General features: G+C 69.2%; 16 protein-coding genes and 1 pseudogene. 15 read left to right on the forward strand and 2 right to left on the reverse strand.

The window, feature by feature from the left end:
- The first annotated feature begins 1 nt into the window (after window position 1).
- The 12 genes and pseudogenes from AB0N76_RS08130 to metG all read left to right on the forward strand — a co-directional run bounded on the left by AB0N76_RS08130 (window position 2) and on the right by metG (window position 13,009).
- Window positions 2-196 carry a DUF397 domain-containing protein gene (locus tag AB0N76_RS08130; RefSeq protein ID WP_363554401.1) on the forward strand — a complete coding sequence of 65 codons (195 nt, stop codon included), beginning with the start codon at window positions 2-4 and terminating at the stop codon, window positions 194-196.
- 422 nt (window positions 197-618) lie between these two features.
- Window positions 619-1,137 carry a DUF6879 family protein gene (locus AB0N76_RS08135; protein WP_363554403.1) on the forward strand — a complete coding sequence of 173 codons (519 nt, stop codon included), beginning with the start codon at window positions 619-621 and terminating at the stop codon, window positions 1,135-1,137.
- A complete protein-coding gene (locus AB0N76_RS08140) occupies window positions 1,124-1,981 on the forward strand; it encodes a helix-turn-helix transcriptional regulator (protein WP_363554405.1) in 858 nt (285 codons plus the stop codon). The genes AB0N76_RS08135 and AB0N76_RS08140 overlap by 14 nt, the downstream gene beginning before the upstream one ends.
- A gap of 107 nt (window positions 1,982-2,088) precedes the next feature.
- A complete protein-coding gene (locus tag AB0N76_RS08145) occupies window positions 2,089-3,192 on the forward strand; it encodes a radical SAM protein (RefSeq protein ID WP_363554407.1) in 1,104 nt (367 codons plus the stop codon).
- Window positions 3,189-4,013, forward strand: coding sequence for a hypothetical protein (locus AB0N76_RS08150; RefSeq protein ID WP_363554409.1), 825 nt, complete (start codon window positions 3,189-3,191; stop codon window positions 4,011-4,013). Before AB0N76_RS08145 ends, AB0N76_RS08150 begins: the two co-directional genes overlap by 4 nt.
- Window positions 4,006-5,238: a serine--tRNA ligase gene (serS, locus tag AB0N76_RS08155; protein ID WP_363554411.1), complete on the forward strand. Its 1,233-nt coding sequence runs from the start codon at window positions 4,006-4,008 to the stop codon at window positions 5,236-5,238. The genes AB0N76_RS08150 and serS overlap by 8 nt, the downstream gene beginning before the upstream one ends.
- Window positions 5,235-6,986: a carbamoyltransferase C-terminal domain-containing protein gene (locus tag AB0N76_RS08160; RefSeq protein ID WP_363554413.1), complete on the forward strand. Its 1,752-nt coding sequence runs from the start codon at window positions 5,235-5,237 to the stop codon at window positions 6,984-6,986. The genes serS and AB0N76_RS08160 overlap by 4 nt, the downstream gene beginning before the upstream one ends.
- Before the next feature lie 34 nt (window positions 6,987-7,020).
- Window positions 7,021-8,085: pseudogene (locus AB0N76_RS08165) on the forward strand (transcriptional regulator); the annotation flags it as partial.
- A gap of 172 nt (window positions 8,086-8,257) precedes the next feature.
- Complete coding sequence (locus tag AB0N76_RS08170) at window positions 8,258-9,160, forward strand: phosphotransferase (RefSeq protein WP_363554415.1); 903 nt, start codon at window positions 8,258-8,260, stop codon at window positions 9,158-9,160.
- Window positions 9,161-9,268: 108 nt separating this feature from the next.
- Window positions 9,269-10,090, forward strand: coding sequence for an aminoglycoside phosphotransferase family protein (locus AB0N76_RS08175; protein WP_363554417.1), 822 nt, complete (start codon window positions 9,269-9,271; stop codon window positions 10,088-10,090).
- Between the two features lie 52 nt (window positions 10,091-10,142).
- Window positions 10,143-11,075, forward strand: a complete 933-nt coding sequence (locus tag AB0N76_RS08180; RefSeq protein WP_363554419.1) for a phosphotransferase — start codon at window positions 10,143-10,145, stop codon at window positions 11,073-11,075.
- A 203-nt stretch (window positions 11,076-11,278) separates the two neighbouring features.
- On the forward strand, window positions 11,279-13,009 hold the full coding sequence (metG, locus tag AB0N76_RS08185; RefSeq protein WP_363554421.1) for a methionine--tRNA ligase: 1,731 nt from the start codon (window positions 11,279-11,281) through the stop codon (window positions 13,007-13,009).
- An 88-nt stretch (window positions 13,010-13,097) separates the two neighbouring features.
- On the opposite strand, the gene AB0N76_RS08190 is transcribed toward metG, so the two are convergent.
- On the reverse strand, window positions 13,098-13,601 hold the full coding sequence (locus tag AB0N76_RS08190; protein WP_363554423.1) for a MarR family transcriptional regulator: 504 nt from the start codon (window positions 13,599-13,601) through the stop codon (window positions 13,098-13,100).
- An 87-nt stretch (window positions 13,602-13,688) separates the two neighbouring features.
- Between AB0N76_RS08190 and AB0N76_RS08195 the strand changes: the two genes are divergently transcribed.
- From AB0N76_RS08195 to AB0N76_RS08205, 3 genes are all read left to right on the forward strand, one after another.
- The gene (locus AB0N76_RS08195) at window positions 13,689-14,066 is read left to right on the forward strand and encodes a multidrug efflux SMR transporter (protein WP_363554425.1); all 378 of its coding nucleotides are present in this window, start codon (window positions 13,689-13,691) and stop codon (window positions 14,064-14,066) included.
- A gap of 41 nt (window positions 14,067-14,107) precedes the next feature.
- Window positions 14,108-14,428 carry a multidrug efflux SMR transporter gene (locus AB0N76_RS08200; RefSeq protein ID WP_363554427.1) on the forward strand — a complete coding sequence of 107 codons (321 nt, stop codon included), beginning with the start codon at window positions 14,108-14,110 and terminating at the stop codon, window positions 14,426-14,428.
- 104 nt (window positions 14,429-14,532) lie between these two features.
- Window positions 14,533-14,865: a DUF6087 family protein gene (locus tag AB0N76_RS08205; RefSeq protein ID WP_363554429.1), complete on the forward strand. Its 333-nt coding sequence runs from the start codon at window positions 14,533-14,535 to the stop codon at window positions 14,863-14,865.
- Window positions 14,866-14,898: 33 nt separating this feature from the next.
- On the opposite strand, the gene AB0N76_RS08210 is transcribed toward AB0N76_RS08205, so the two are convergent.
- Window positions 14,899-15,804, reverse strand: coding sequence for a methyltransferase domain-containing protein (locus tag AB0N76_RS08210; RefSeq protein ID WP_363554431.1), 906 nt, complete (start codon window positions 15,802-15,804; stop codon window positions 14,899-14,901).
- Between the last annotated feature and the right edge of the window lie 23 nt (window positions 15,805-15,827).

Here is a 15,827-nt window from a genome sequence, read left to right on the forward strand (position 1 = left end):
CATGGACACCGACTGGCAGAAGGCCGCCCCCGGCGGCGAGGGCGAGAACGCCCTCGAAATCCGCACCTTCAACGGCATGGTCGAGATCCGCGACCCCAACAACCCCGACGGGATCATCGTCCGCACCACCCCCCGCAAGTGGGAAGCCTTCGTCCTCGGCGTCAAAGCCGGCGAATTCGACCACTTCGTCGAGTAGCGACCCCCAACTCCCCTGCACAGGAAGTCGGCCCGCCCGACTTCCTGTGCAGGCACACCAGATAGTTCCGCCGCCCCTCGCTCCACGCGAGGGGCGGCGGGGCTCAGTGCAACAGGTCGAATCTATGCAGGAACGCGACTCGAAGACCGACAGCCCTTGCTCCCGAGACACCACGGTCCGTAGCTTGTCGTGCACAACCTGCTGAGGGGGCGCTGTGAGGCTGACCTTGATCGCCGGAGGACCGTGCGGCACTGCCGACAACGGGAACGGAAGCGGCGGTGACTGCGACTCCGGAGACTGTCCGACGGTCTACCTGACCGATCGGGGCACGATTGCGGTCCAGGGGTACGACGTTGAGCACACCACCCCGGCCGGCGAGTCCATCGTCGAGATCCCCGAGTCCGTACTGAAGGAGGCGTTTCGTGCTCTTGGATGGTGATGCCTGGCAGGGCCACTTCCGGGACTTCAAGCGGTCGGCCTGGCGCCTGGAGGTTCAGCCGACCTACACGATGCCGGCCGAAGCGGAGAGCCTGGCCCGGTTCCTCCGAGGGGAGCCCAAGCCGGACGACCACAACGCACCCTGGCACGTGACCGTGCGAGCCGCTGTCACATCCGGCAAGGCCATCGGTCGGGTCCGTGTGGTCCGCGAGCCGCTCACCGACTACCAGCGGTACCAGCTCGCATGGGGCATCCCGGGCAATGTGGCCGCCGGCGAGGACATCCGGATTCTCGACCTGACCGGTCGGGCGCTCGACCTCCCCGACCAGGATTTCTGGATGTTCGATGAGTCCACCGTCGTGCACCTGAACTACCGCCCCGACGGCACTCAGATCAACCGGGTGCTGATCGAGACTCCCGCGCTGGCACAGTACCTTCGCTGGCGAGACCTCGCTCTGGCCGAATCCGTAAGCCTTACAGAGTGGAACAGTGCTCGACCCTGAACATCACGGACGCCAGAGAAAGGACCTTGCGGAGGCCCTTCGAGACCTCCGCAAGGCTTCTGGGCTGTCCGGAGAACGGCTGGCCAAACGCTGCAACATGAGCCAGTCGAAGATCAGCCGCATAGAGACCGGGAGGATCCTTCCGACGGTACTCGACGTGGAGTTGATCCTTTCGGCTTTCGACGGCATTCCGCAGGAAGTAGAGAGACGGCTGCTCGAATTAGCCCGGGCAGCCAACGTCGACTACACAGCCTGGCGCACCTACGCCAGGCTTGGCCTTTACCACAAACAGGCAGAGCTGAAAGCCCTTGAAGAGTCGTCCTCACTGATAAGGCATTTTCTGCCCGCCGTACCGACCGGCCTCCTACACGTACGCGAGTACGCAACGGCAACGCTCACCCCTGCCGTCCGCAGCGCCCCCGCCAGGAATGTCGCCAGGGTCGTTCAGGCCCGCCTGGAGCGGCAATCCATCCTCGATGACAGGTCGCGCCGTTTCGTCTTTCTCATGACCGAGCAGGCCATCAGGTGGAGACGCGCCGGGGCCGAGGTCATGGCGGCTCAAGCGTTGCACATGGCCACCCTTTCGGAGAAGCCCAACGTCGAGATGGCCATCATCCCCCAGGGCAGCGCCGTACCTGGGACGCCGATGAATATCTTCGTGATCTATGACGAGCGACTCGTCACCGTCGAGCTTTTCTCCGGCGAGGTCGTCCTGCGTGACCCTCAGGACATCAATCACCACATCGAACTGTTCGACCTCTTCCTGAGTCACGCCCTGGCCGGAGAAGCCGCCTCGATCTTCCTCCGCGAGCGCGCCGATGAGTTTATGCGAGAGCTCGACTGAGCGCCGGAAAACGACTCCAGGAGACCTAACCTGGTGCCTCGCCAATAGATCCACGATCTACCGGATCGCATCATGCCTGCTGCGATCCGGTGAAAGGCAGAGGCGTCATGAAGGTGATGGACAACCGGTACTCGCCGGGCATGCGCAAATGGAACCTCAGGTTCGGAATCACCTCCCGATGCAACATCCGATGCCGGTACTGCCTCCCCGAGGGGAAACAGGGCGTCATCGTCCAGCCGTCACTGGAGGAGGCCATCGAGGTTCTCCAAGCCGCACACGACATCGGGTTCACCCGAGTCCACTACACCGGTGGAGAGCCGACCGTACGGCGCGACTTCGTGGACCTGTTGCGAGCCGCGAAGGAAATCGGCTTCACCCAACAGATCGTCACGACCAACGGCTACCGCCTGCACCACTTCATCGAAGAGGCCGTCGACGCCGGCCTCACCCGCGCGATCATCAGCATCGACACCCTCGACGGGCAGCGCAATCTGTTCATCACCCGTCGGGGCTTCCACTGCGACACTCTGCGGAGCATCGAGCGGTCGGTCGAACTTCTGCCCACCCTCACCAAGATCTCGTGCGTCACCATGCGCGACACCCTCCACGAGCTGCCGGCCTTCATCGACTACGCCCACCGGCTCAACAGCAGCGGTGGTGCCGGCCAACTGGCGATCAAACTGAACCAGTTCTTCCCCTCCAACCCGGCCCAGCTCGGTGCCGAGGGTGAGGCGTTCTGGAAGGACCAGTTCGTCGAGGAGCCGATGATCCTTGCCTCCCTCGCCAAGGCCGGCGAGCTCAAGCCCGTCCGGCGAGAGGACATCGAGGGCGACAACCCCAGCTACAACTACTACGAGATCGGCGACACCGGGGTGAAGGTTGCCGTGCTGGCGATGTTCTCCTGGGACTATCCCTGCGGCGGCTGCTGGAAGCTTCGCGTCAGTCCCAACGGCATGGCGACGATCTGCATCAGCCAGAAGAACCCGCCGCTCCTGTGGGGAATGACGCTGGACGAGAAGCGTGAGACGTTCAAGCGGATCACCGGCTATCGCGACAGCGAACAGTTCGACATCGACAACCCCGACCGCAAGCACTACCGCGACCAGTTGGGCGAGCTGCGCTTCGACAAGGTGGTCGGCGAGCAGAAGACGATCGCCCACTTCCGCACCATCCTCACCCGCGAGCAGATGGAAGCCCGGGAACGGACATGACCGCCGGGCTGGACCGCCTGTGCTTCGGCACGTCCACCTTCGTAGCCGGCCGCCTCTTCCCGGGCAAGGAGTCCGGACCCGGTATCGCCGCACTCCGCACGGCGCTCCGCGCCGGCGTACGGCTCATCCACTCCAACCCGAACCTCGGGACGCAGTGGGCCGTGCGTGTGGTCTTGGACGAGATCGGACCGGTCTCCGGCATCAGACACCTCGTCAAGGCCGAGTGCCCGTTGCAAGGTGATCTGGAGGCTCGCATCCACACCGCCATCGAGGTCTCCACCGGCCAGCTCGGCACCCGCCGGATCGACGCGATCGTGCTGGAGATCGATCTGAAGCGCACCAGGCGCACCGACCTCCTCCATGACCGCCGGGCCTTGGACACGTTCTTCCGTACCGGTGCCCGGGTCGCGTTCGCCTCCGGCCGTGTCGACGGCGTGTACGCCTACTGCCACGGCCCGGACGCATTGACCGCGGCCCTGCGACAGGAGGCCATTGGAGCCGTCGCTGGTCAGTACCACCTGTCCTCGTCCTGGATGCGCTGGCACCTCACCGACATCGAGCGCGCGGGCAAGGTGTTCATCGGCATGTCGCCCCTGAATCGCGGTGCGCTGGTCGACCCACTTGCCCCGAGCCCCCGCGCTCGGCTCCGGCCGCTGGCCTGGGCATTGGACGACCCCCGTATCGGGGCCATCGCCGTGACCATGTCCTCTCCCCAGCACGTCAACGAGGTGATCGACACCGTCCGAAATGCGGTGCGATCACGAAGCCGTGCTCCCTACACTCGCCGGACCCGATCCAAGGAGAGAGCTCCCCGTGATTGACATCGCCCTGCTGCGCACCGACCCCGACCTCGTGCGTCGTACCGCACGGGCGAAGGGCTCCGACGTCGACATCGACCGGCTGATCGGCGCGGACGCCGAACTCCGCAAGGAGCAGACCCGGGCCGAGGACCTGCGCTCGCAGCAGAAGAAGCTCGGCAAGGGTGCCGACATCGAAGCCGCGCGCGAGTTGAAGAGCCGCCTGCAGATCGCCAACGACCGCGTCCGTGACCTCCAAGCCGAGCGCGACGAGCTGTGGGTCCGAGTGCCGAACATCTTCCCGGACGACACTCCTTCGGGTGAGGACGACGAGGGCAATGTCGAGCTGCGGCGCGTCGGAGCCCCGCACCCGAGCGACGAGGCCCGCGCCCATGAGGTCATCGGAGAGCGCCTGGGTATCTTCGACCTCAAGCGTGCCGCCGAGGTCTCGGGATCCGGTTTCTACTTCTGGAGGGGCGACGGTGCCCGCCTCGCCTGGGCGATGTTCTCCTACGTCCAGGATCTGCTCGTCCAGCGCGGGTTCTCGCCGATGCTCACCCCGCTCATGGCACGTGAGCGGACCTTCTTCGGCACCGGCTTCCTGCCGTTCTTCGAGGACCAGCTGTACCGGGTCGAGGGCACCGACCTGTCGTTGATCGGCACCACCGAGCAGACCCTGATCGGGTACTACGGCGACACCCTCATCGACCCCGAGGAACTGCCGATCCAGGTCGCCGCGTTCTCCCCGTGCTTCCGCACCGAGGCCGGCGCGGCGGGCCGGACCAACCGCGGCGGCTTCCGCGCCCACCAGTTCCACAAGGTCGAGCAGATCGTCCTGTGCCACCCGGACCAGTCCGAGCAGTGGCTCAACGAGTGCCAGCGCAATGTCGAGGACATCCTCGACGGCCTCGAACTTCCCTACCGGGTCGTACGCGTGTGCCTCGGCGACATGGGCGCTCCCACCTACAAGAAGTACGACACCGAGGCTTGGTTCCCGTCCTTCGGCATGTACCGCGAGACGCACTCCAACTCGAACCTATGGGACTACCAGGCCCGCCGCTTCAAGATCCGGTTCAAGGATGGGGCTGGCAGGACCGTGCTCCCGCACACCATCTCCTCCACTGGCATCACCGACCGCGCCGCACTGGCCATCCTGGAGAACCACGTCCAGGCCGATGGCACCGTCTACATTCCCAAGGCGCTCCGCCCCTACCTCGGTGGCCAGGAGTGGATCGGCAGGCGGGATTGACCCTGACCTTGGGGCTGAACTTCGGCACCCACGACGCGGCGGCGGCCATCGTCCACAACGGCACGGTGGTCGCCGCCATCGAAGAGGAACGCCTGAACCGGATCAAGAACACCAAGGCGTTCCCCGAACACTCGATCCGCGCCTGCCTCGACCTGACCGGTGCCCACGCCAAGGACCTCGACCAAGTGGCGCTCTTCGTGGACCCGAAACTCCACCTCCTCCTGGCTCCCGCCAACCTCCGATTCGGCACGGTCGCCTCGATCGGTTCACTGCTCTCGGACCTGGGCAAGTACCGCAAGCGCCGACGGCTACCGGGGATGATCCGTCGAAGCGGCCTTCTACCGGCCGATCTGCCCGTCATTCCCGTCCCACACCACCGGGCCCATGCGGCGAGCTCCTACCTCGTTTCCCCGTTCGAGGACGCCCTGGTCGTCACGCTCGACGGCCGCGGCGAGTACGAGACCGCCGCGGTCTTCGACGGCATCGGCGGGCGCCTCACCAGGCACCACCACATCACCTACCCGCACTCCTTCGGCTACCTGTACAGCGCCCTGACGCGCTACCTGGGCTTCCGCCCGCAAACCGACGAGTACAAGGTGATGGGTCTCGCGGCCTACGGCGACACCAGCTACTCCGAACGGCTCGATCGCCTGGCCCGTTTCGACGCGGCCGCCGGCCGCCTGCGGCTCGACCTGCGCTACTTCGATCACCACCGGCGGCCCAGCGCCCGGCGCACGCTCTACAGCCCAGCCCTGGTCAGCCTTCTCGGCCCACCACGCCAACCCGGGGAGGAGATCACCGACCGGCACCGCGACATCGCCCACGCTCTCCAGCGGCTCCTCGAACGCCTGGTCGGCGCCTACCTTGGCCATGCCCAGAGCCTTGTACCGCGTCGCACGCTCTGCCTCGCGGGAGGCGTTGCCCTGAACTGCGTCGCCAACGCGACCGTCATCGGCTCCGGCCGATTCGACCAGGTCTTCATCCAGCCCGCCGCCGGCGACGCCGGCACCTCCGTCGGGGCCGCGCTGTCGGTCTGCGACCCGAAACACCGCGTGCCTCTCGCCAACGCCTTCCTCGGCCCCGCCTACTCCGACAGCGTCATCGAAACGGCACTGTCCAAGCTTCCGGCAGGGCGCTACCGCGTAAGGGCTACGATCAGCCCCCACCAGGAAGCCGCAGCCATGCTGAGTGCAGGGAACGTGATCGGCTGGTTCCAGGGACGTATGGAGTTCGGCCCCCGGGCACTCGGCGCCCGAAGCATCCTCGCCTCCCCGTGCTCGGCCGCGACCGCCGTACGGATCAACGCCATGATCAAGCAGCGCGAGGCGTTCCGTCCGTTCGCCCCCGCGGTCCTAGCCGAACACGCCACCGGCTACTTCGACCTCGCGGAGGCGGGCGCGCTCGTCTACCCGTACATGCTCGCCACTTCTTCCGTACGCCCTCACCGACGTGACGAGATCCCCGCCGTCGTACACATCGACGGCTCGGCACGGGTCCAAACGGTCCACCGTGACACCAACCCCGACCTCTGGAGACTCATTGACGCCTTCCGGCAGCAGTCGGGAGTACCCATCGTCCTCAACACCTCATTCAACGGCGCCGACGAACCCATCGTGTGCACCCCGGACGACGCGGTGGCCACATTCGTCAGATGCGGGCTGGACGGGCTCGTCATCGGCCGCTTCGTCGCCACGCCTTCCTCACCCGCCGCCTCACGCTCAACTGGCCGGCTCAGGAAGGTTCCGTGACCGCAGACAACCTCTCCTCACACACCTCCGCTTCTACGCGGCTACCGTGGAAGCCGTCACCAACCTGGGGAGAGCTGACGTGGACCGTCGCAAGTTCCTGGCCATGGCCCCGTTCGCCGCTGTCGCGGGCGTCGGGCCCTCGCGTGACTGGCTGTTGAGCACACTGGAGCAGTCCCCGACGCCGGGGCCCCAGGTGCGACTGGAGGATGTGACAACGGTCCGAAACATGTTCGGTGTGTTCCAACAGATGGACATCTTCCAGGGCGGTGGCTCCGGCCGCCTGGCCCTCGCCGAATACATGAACTCCCACGTCTACCCACTTCTCCGTCGCGCCTACACCGGCAAGGTTCGGCGGGCTCTGTGCGAGGCCGCCGACGAGCAGACATATCTCCTCGGCTGGATGGCTTACGACAACGGCGAACACGGAACCGCCCAGCGCTACCTGATCCAGTCCCTCCGTCTCGCTGAGGAGTCCCACAACCCTGCACTTGGCGCGCACGTGCTGGCCGGTATGGCCGACCAGGCCACCCTTCTCGGCCATCCGGACGAGGGCCGCCGCCTCGCGCAGGCCGGGCGCGCCGGGCTCTCCGGGGTTTCCTCACCTGCCTGCCTCGCGGACCTGTGGGCACTGGAGGCCCGCGCCCTGGCCAAGCTCGGCGACAAGGCCGGCGCCGCACAGGCCATCGTTCGATCCGAGGAGGCATTCGGGCAAGTGCAGCCGGATCAAGGGCCCGAGTGGGCGAAGTTCATCGACTCCGCTTACCTCCACGGCGAGCACGCCAACACCTTCCGCGACCTCGACCAGCCTGACCACGCGTCCGAGCACGCCCACCTCTCCATCGACCACGCTCGGCAACAGAAGCGTGCGCGGCGCGGCGCGATGTCTCAGGCGGCACTCGCCGTCTCGCACCTGCAGCGCAATGACCTCGAAGCCGCGCATGCTGCTGGTATCCGGACTCTCTCGCTCGCCAAGCAGGTGCAGTCCTCCCGCTGCGTCGAAGCCGTTCAGGACCTCCAGCGCCGCATGGAGCCGTTCGGCAACCACCGTCTGGTGGTGGACTTCGCGGACCGCGCGCGGGAGCTCACCGCTGCCGCCTAGCGGCCTGCGTCAACAGCAGCACCGTTCTCCCGAGGTCGGAGGTCCGCCAGGGGCAGAGCTGCATAGGAGGTCGGACAGACCGACTTCCTATGCAGCATCATGGCCCGGGATGTCCCCTCCCGAGCACATCGACGAGCTGGTCGGCTTGAGAGCATCCGTCAGGATGATTTGGATGAGCGACTGGGAGTTCGTGAAGGACAGGACCGCTACCCGAGGCAGGGTGTGGAGGTCGTCCGACGGCCTGTATTACAAGCGAACCGGAGGCGAAGAGCTGCGGGTAGAGACCGAGTTCCAGCAGTTGGCTGCCGAGCTGGGCTATCCGGTCCCGGAGATCGTCGACAGCGGGTTCGAGGGCGGAGGCTACTTCGTCGTCGAACGTGCGATCGGCGATACCTCGCTGCACGAGGAGGCCCTGGCCGACGCCGGACGGGACGGCCAAGTCAGCGACCGAGTGATCAGCACAGCCGCCGGCGTCTCGTCGAGGCTCCTGAAGGCCCAGGTCAAACACTCCCTCCCCGCCACTCCGTGGTTCGACAGCGCCGCCTTCACCGCCGACGTCTTCGAGGAGAACCCGGACTTCGACATCCCCAGGGTCCATGAGGCGGTCAAGCGCGCCCTCGGCCGACTGGCCCGACTTCCGATGGTCCATGGGCACTTGGACTACGGCCTGCCCAACGTCATGGAATCCGGGGTCATCGACTGGCAGCACCACGGACCGATCCCGCTCGGCTACGACGTCTACCCCGCGCTCGACATCGTGGCGTTCAAGGGCGGCGGCAAGGGCTACGTGATCACCCCGGAGCAGCGCGCCGCGTACACCGCTGCGTTGGATGGAACCACCGTTTCCCTGATGGGGCGGCGAGTGAGCGAACACCTGGGTGACTTCCTCCTGGTCAAGTGCTTCTTCTTTCTCGCCCTCATGCGACCCACCGACCCTGCACGGCACGACAAGCACATCAAGTGGCAGTACCGACGCTCCCTCTTCGCGATGGGGCTTGATCAGTACGAGTCGTCCGGCACGATCGACACCGGCGTCTTCCCCACGCTGGAACGGTTCGCCGACGAGCGCCGGTAGGCGGATTCGGGGGCGCGGGGGGCGGGGCGCGGTTACGGTGGGGGCATGGACAGGGTTGAGGGGTCCCGTTCGTTATTGGTCAAGGCGGGTGCGGCAGTTGGGCTTCCGGTGGCGAGGGCGGAGCTGATCCGGATCGGGGAGAACGCGCTGTGGCGGTTGCCGGGCGGGGTGGTGGCGCGGATCTGTCGGCCGGGGCAGTCGGCGGCGGCCGGGCGGGAGCTGGCGGTCGCCCGGTGGCTGCGGGAGTGCGGGGTGCCCGCGGTGCGGCCGTTGGAGTGGCTGCGGGCGCCGGTGGAGGTGGACGGGCATCCGGTGACGTTCTGGGAGGAGTTGCCGCCGCACCGGGCGGGGACCGTCGCCGAGATCGCGCCGCTGTTGCGTGTCGTTCATGAACTGCCGGTGCCGGACTTGGAGTTGGGACGACTGGATCCGTTCGTTCGGCTGGCGGCCAGGCTCGGTGAGGCGGCCACGCTGGACGACGGGGCGCGGCGCTGGCTGGACGGCCGGCTGGCCGAGCTCCAGGCGGCCTGGCGGGAGTTGCCGGCCGGCCTGCCGGTCAGCGTCGTGCACGGGGACGCCTGGGGCGGGAACGTGGCGGTCACCCGCGACGCCGCCTACCTGCTGGACTTCGAGCGGACGTCGGTCGGGCCGCCCGAGTGGGACCTCGCGTCCACCGCCGTCGGGTACGGCACCTACGGCAGCGTGTCGGCCGAGGAGTACGCCGCGTTCTGCGCGGCGTACGGCGTCGACGTGATGACCTGGGCCGGCTACCCGGTGCTGCGGGACATCCGGGAGTTCCGGGTCACCTGTTTCGCCCTCCAGCACGCCGCGATCGACCCGGACCGACACCACGAGAAGGCCCACTACCGGCTGGCCTGCCTGCGCGGGGAGCACGGTCCGCGCCCGTGGGGTTGGGCACCGGTCGGCTGACGACGGACCGGGGGTCTAGGCTGCACCGATCAAGGTCGGGGAGGGTATGGGGATGCGGACGTCGGTGCGGCCGAGCTGGGGGGAACTGCCCGAGGCGGTGCGGGGGTCGGTGGCCGGGGTGCTGGGCGCCGGGGTCGTCGACGCCGAGGTGCAGGGCGGCGGGTTCAGTCCGGGGCTGGCGGTGCGGGCCGTGCTCGGCGACGGCCGGCGGGTGTTCCTGAAGGGGGTGGAGACCGGGCATCCGGTGCACCCGGTGTACGCCGCGGAGGCGCGGATCAACCGGAGCCTCGGGGCGGACGTGCCGGTGCCGCGGTTGCTGGACGCCTGGGAGGCGGGCGGGTGGCTGCTGATGGCGTTCGAGGACGTCGCGGGCGGACACCCGGACCTGCGGCCCGGGTCGGCGGACCTGGACGCGGTGGTGCGGCTGCTCGATCGGTTGCCGCGGAAGGTGAGTCCGGCGCCGGTGCCGGACGCGCCGGGGGTCGCGGCGGCGCTGGAGGAGCGGTTCCACGGCTGGCGGGTGCTGCGGGAGGAGGGCGCCGGGCTGGACGAGTGGTCGGCGCGGCACGTCGACCGCCTCGCGGCGGCCGAACGGGACTGGATGGCGGACGCGGGCGGCGACTGCCTGCTGCACATCGACCTTCGCGCCGACAACATGCTGATGCGCGGCGACGGCGAGGCCCTCGTCGTCGACTGGGCGTACCTCCAGCAGGGCGCGCCCTGGGTGGACCCGGCGTTCCTGCTCACCCAGTTGATCCGGGCCGGGCACACGCCGGCGGGCGCGGAGGCGGTACTCGGAAAAGCAGAGTCGTGGCGGGACGCCCCGCCCGGCGCGGTGACGTCGTTCGCCGTCGCGCAGGCCGGGTACTGGGAGCGCAGTTCACGTCTGCCGGCCCCGCCCGGGGTGCCGTACCTGCGCGGGTACCAGGCGGCGATGGCGGAGATCGGGCGGCGCTGGATCGCGCACCGGACCGGGTGGAGCTGAGCGACCGCCGGGAAATGGGCGCGAGGGGGCGGGTAGGGCTTCGATAGGATTGGGGCCGCCCACAGTGGAACGTCGCTCTGTGTGGCAGCCCGGGAGTCGGTGCTCGTCAGCGCGTGCCCGGCTTCCGTTGCGGCCCCAGACCCTGCGCCCGGCACGGTACTCCGGAGCAGGGGTGCCACCGGGAGAAATTGGAGCATCCCAGGATGGCTCGGCACCTGATCACCAGCGCCCTCCCCTATATCAACGGGATCAAGCACCTGGGCAACATGGTCGGGTCCATGCTGCCGGCGGACGTCTACTCCCGGTACCTGCGCCAGCGCGGCCACGAGGTGCTGTACATCTGCGCGACGGACGAGCACGGCACCCCGGCCGAGCTCGCCGCGCAGGAGGCCGGGCTGCCGGTCGCCGAGTTCTGCGCGCGGGCGCACGAGCAGCAGAAGGCGGTGTACGACGGCTTCCGGCTGTCCTTCGACTACTTCGGCCGCAGCTCCTCGCCGCAGAACCGGGAGATCACCCAGGAGATCGCCCGCGAGCTGCACGCCAACGGGTTCATCGAGGAGCGGGCGATCCGCCAGGTGTACTCGAACGCGGACGGCCGCTTCCTGCCGGACCGCTACATCGTCGGCACCTGCCCGCACTGCGGCTACGACAAGGCGCGCGGCGACCAGTGCGAGAACTGCACCCGCGTCCTGGACCCGACGGACCTGGTGGACCCGCGCTCGGCGATCAGCGGCAGCGCCGACCTGGAGGTGCGGGAGACCACGCACCTGTTCCTGCTCCAGTCGAAGCTGACCGGCCAGGTCGAGGAGTGGGTGGCCGCGCACGGTGACGAGTGGCCGGTGCTGGCCTCCTCGATCGCCCGCAAGTGGCTGACCGAGGGCCTGCAGGACCGGGCGATCACCCGCGACCTGGAGTGGGGCGTGCCGGTGCCGGCCGACGTGTGGCCCGAGCTGGCCGCCGCCGGCAAGGTGTTCTACGTCTGGTTCGACGCGCCGATCGAGTACATCGGCGCGACCAAGGAGTGGGCGGACGCGGCGGCCGACGGCGAGCTGCGCGACTGGAAGTCCTGGTGGTACGAGGCGGACGAGACGGTCCGCTACACCGAGTTCATGGCCAAGGACAACGTCCCGTTCCACACGGTGATGTTCCCGGCGACCATCCTCGGCTCGCGCAAGCCGTGGAAGAAGGTCGACTACGTCAAGGCCTTCAACTGGCTGACGTACTACGGCGGCAAGTTCTCCACCAGCCAGAAGCGGGGCATCTTCACAGACGTCGCGCTGGAGCTGCTGCCGGCCGACTACTGGCGCTACTTCCTGATGGCGCACGCGCCCGAGTCGGACGACTCCAGCTTCACCTGGGACCTCTTCTCCTCGGTCGTCAACAAGGACCTGGCCGACACCCTCGGCAACTTCGTCAACCGGGTGCTGTCGTTCAGCCGCAAGCGGTTCGGCGACGACGTCCCGGCCGGGCACGCCCCGGGCGAGGCGGAGGAGCGACTCGGCGCGCAGATCGCCGAGCTGCTGGCCGACTACGAGACGCAGCTGGAGGCGCTCAACTTCCGCAAGGCGGCGCAGAGTCTGCGGACCCTGTGGAGCGCGGGCAACGCCTACCTGGACGAGAAGGCGCCCTGGCTGCAGGTGAAGACCGACCCGGAGGCGGCGGCGCTGACGCTGCGCACGGCGATGAACCTGATCCACCTGTACGCGGTGGTCTCCGAGCCGTTCATCCCGACGGCGGCGCAGGCGATGCGCGAGGCGTTCGCGCTGCCGGCCGACGCCCCGGCGCGCACCCGCGCCTGGGTGAGCCCGGAGGAGGCGCGGGCGCTGGACGCGGTGCCGGCGGGGACGCCGTTCACCGTGCCGCCGGTGCTGTTCGCGAAGATCACGGACGAGGACCTGGCCGGCTGGACCGCCCGCTTCGGCGGCGGCGAGTAGGCACCGGGACGCAAGGCGCGACAGGGACCGGTCCGACTCCTTCGGGGGGCGGGCCGGTCCTCGGCGTTTCCGGGGCGGGTGCCCGTTCTCAGGTCAGGGTGGAGCGCGCGGCGGCGAGCAGCGGGGCGAGGTCGGGGGTGCCGGTGGCGGCCTCGTCGAGGGCGGCGGCGAGGGTCTCCTCGTAGGTGCCGCGGGCCTCCCGGTGACGGAGCCGGCCGGCGTCGGTGAGGACGGTGTAGACGCCGCGCTTGTCGTCCGGGCAGAGGTCGCGGTAGGTGAAGTCGGCGGCGTTGAGGCGGGCGACCAGCCGGGTGACGGAGCTCTGGTTGAGGCCGAGGCCGGCGGCGAGGTCCTGCATCCGCAGTTCGGACTTGGGGGCCTCGGCGAGCAGGCCGAGGGCGCGGTACTCGGACAGGCCGAGGCCGTGCCGCCGCTGCAGCGCGGTGCCGAGGCGGCCCTCGACGTGGGCGTGCAGCGCGGTCAGCCGGCTCCACATGCGGGCGGTCGCGGCGCCGTCGGGGCCATCGGGAGTGTCAGGGGCGTCGGGGGCGTCGTCCGGCACTGCGGGGGTTCCGTCTGGGGTGGTCGGCATTGACACAGGTTACTTGTACATGCATGCTCTTGCCTAGTCGCAGATTGCTTGCACATACATGCAACAACTACTCCGGGGGGACCTCCCATGGCCTGGATCCACCTGCTCATCGCCTCGGTCTTCGAGGTGGTCTTCGCCCTCGCCACCAACGCCAGCCACGGCTTCACCGAGCTCGGCCCGTCCCTGCTGACGGCGGCCGCCGCCGCGGGCGGGATCTTCTTCCTCAGCCTGGCGCTCCGGACGCTGGACGTCGGCGTCGGCTATACCGTCTGGACCGGCATCGGCTCGGTCGGGACGGTCACCCTCGGCACGCTGATCTTCGGCGAGGAGATGAACGCCGGGAAGGCCGTCGCCTTCGTGCTCATCATCGGCGGGGTGCTCGGCCTCAAGCTCGCCGACCGGGCGAGCGGCGCGGCCGCGACCGGGCCCGCGGCCGAGCCGGCCGCCATCACCGCCTCCGTCTGATCCGCCCCGATCCGCCATCCACGAAAGGGAGTCACACCGTCATGGCCTGGGCCTACCTCGCAATCGCCGTCGTCTTCGAGATCGCCTTCGCACTCGGCACCAACGCCACCCGGGGCTTCACCAGGCTCTGGCCCTCCGTCTTCACCCTGGCCGCCGCCGCGGGCGGCATCTACACGCTCGGCCTCGCGCTCAAGACCCTGGACGTGAGCCTCGGTTACACGATCTGGACGGGGCTCGGCTCGATCGGCACCGTCGTCCTCGGCGCCCTGCTCTACAAGGAGCGGATCACCCTGCCCAAGCTGGTCTCGTTCGCCGCGATCATCGCGGGCGCGGTCACCCTGAAGCTCGCCTCCGGGCTCTGAACGACCGCTCCACGTCCGGGATTTCACCCGATCGTGGAATCGCCCACCGCGGGCCGGATCGGCGAGACTGGCCGTCCCCGATCCACCTGAGAAAGGCGCCGAGGATGGACGCCGAGGACGACGGCGGCGAGCCGCTGGCCGAGTGGTACGCCAAACGGGCGCGCCGCCGCCGGGCGCCCGGGACGCGCGACGCGATCACCCTGGCGCCCGGGCCCCGGCGGGCGGCGCACCTGTTCCAGGACGTGCCGCGGCTGGTCGTCGAGTGGGACGGGCACAGCTGGCAGCCGGTCGCGGTGGCGGAGAACTACGCGGAGGCGTACCCGCTGATCGTCCGCCCGGAGCGGGCCGACGGGCCGGAACCGGTCTTCCCGCAGGCCGACACCCCGGTCCCGTTGCTGCGCAAGGGGACCGGGCGGCACCGCAAACCCGACCGCTGACCACCGGCCCCGGCAGGCCCCGCCGGTGTGCCGCTACCGCGCGACCTCCGCCGGGCGGGCGGCGGCGTGGACGGTGACGGCGGCGAGGTAGAAGGCGTCCGGGCGGGTCAGGATGCCGGCGGGCGCCTCGCGGTCCAGCAGGGCGTCCAGCACCGCCAGGTCACCGGCGTCCAGCAGCCCGCCCAACTGGTCGCGACGGCGGGACAGTTGGACGTGCAGGTACGCTCGGGCCGGGAGGTCCAGCGGCGCCGGGTGGTCGACCAGGAAGGTCCGCGACCCGGCGAGGACCAGCCCGGCCTCGGCCAGCATGGCCGGCCAGTCCTCCACCGTGGCCACCGAGCCGGGGATGTCGGCGCGCATCGCCGCGAAGACCTCCTCGTGCGCGGCGTCCAGGCGGGCCTGGAGACCGGGGCGGCCGAGGCCGAGGTCGCGCGGGAGGAAGCGCACCGGCAGTCCGCGTTCGGCGACGGCCAGCAGGCCGCCCGGGCGCAGCGTGCCGGCCAGCGCGGTCAACGCGGCCTGCTGGTCGCCGAGGTGGTGGATCGCGTTGCCGGACCAGATCAGGTCGGCGGCGCCGAGCGTGCCGAAGTCGCCCGGCAGGTCGGCCTGCCGGACGCCGACCCGGCCGCCCGAACGGGTCCGGGCGCGCTCCAGCAGGGCGGCCGACTGGTCGACGGCGACCACCTCGGCGTCCGGGAAGGCGTCCGCGAGCAGGCCGGCGATCACCCCGGGGCCGCTGCCCACGTCCAGCACCCGGCCGACGGGGGCGCCGGACGCCAGCCCGCGCAGCCAGCGGGTGGCCTCGGTGACGGCGGGGGCCTGGATCTCGGCCTCGCGCTCCAGGTGGGCGGCGAGGGCGTCCCAGTCGAAGTCGCCGGCCTCGTGGGAGTGGTCGTGGTCGTGGTGTGCGGGGGCGTGTACGTGGGAGTGGCTGGTCATCGGGAACTCCGTTTCTTCGTAGG

The organism is Kitasatospora sp. NPDC093806, from assembly GCF_040683335.1.
Lineage (GTDB): Bacteria > Actinomycetota > Actinomycetes > Streptomycetales > Streptomycetaceae > Kitasatospora.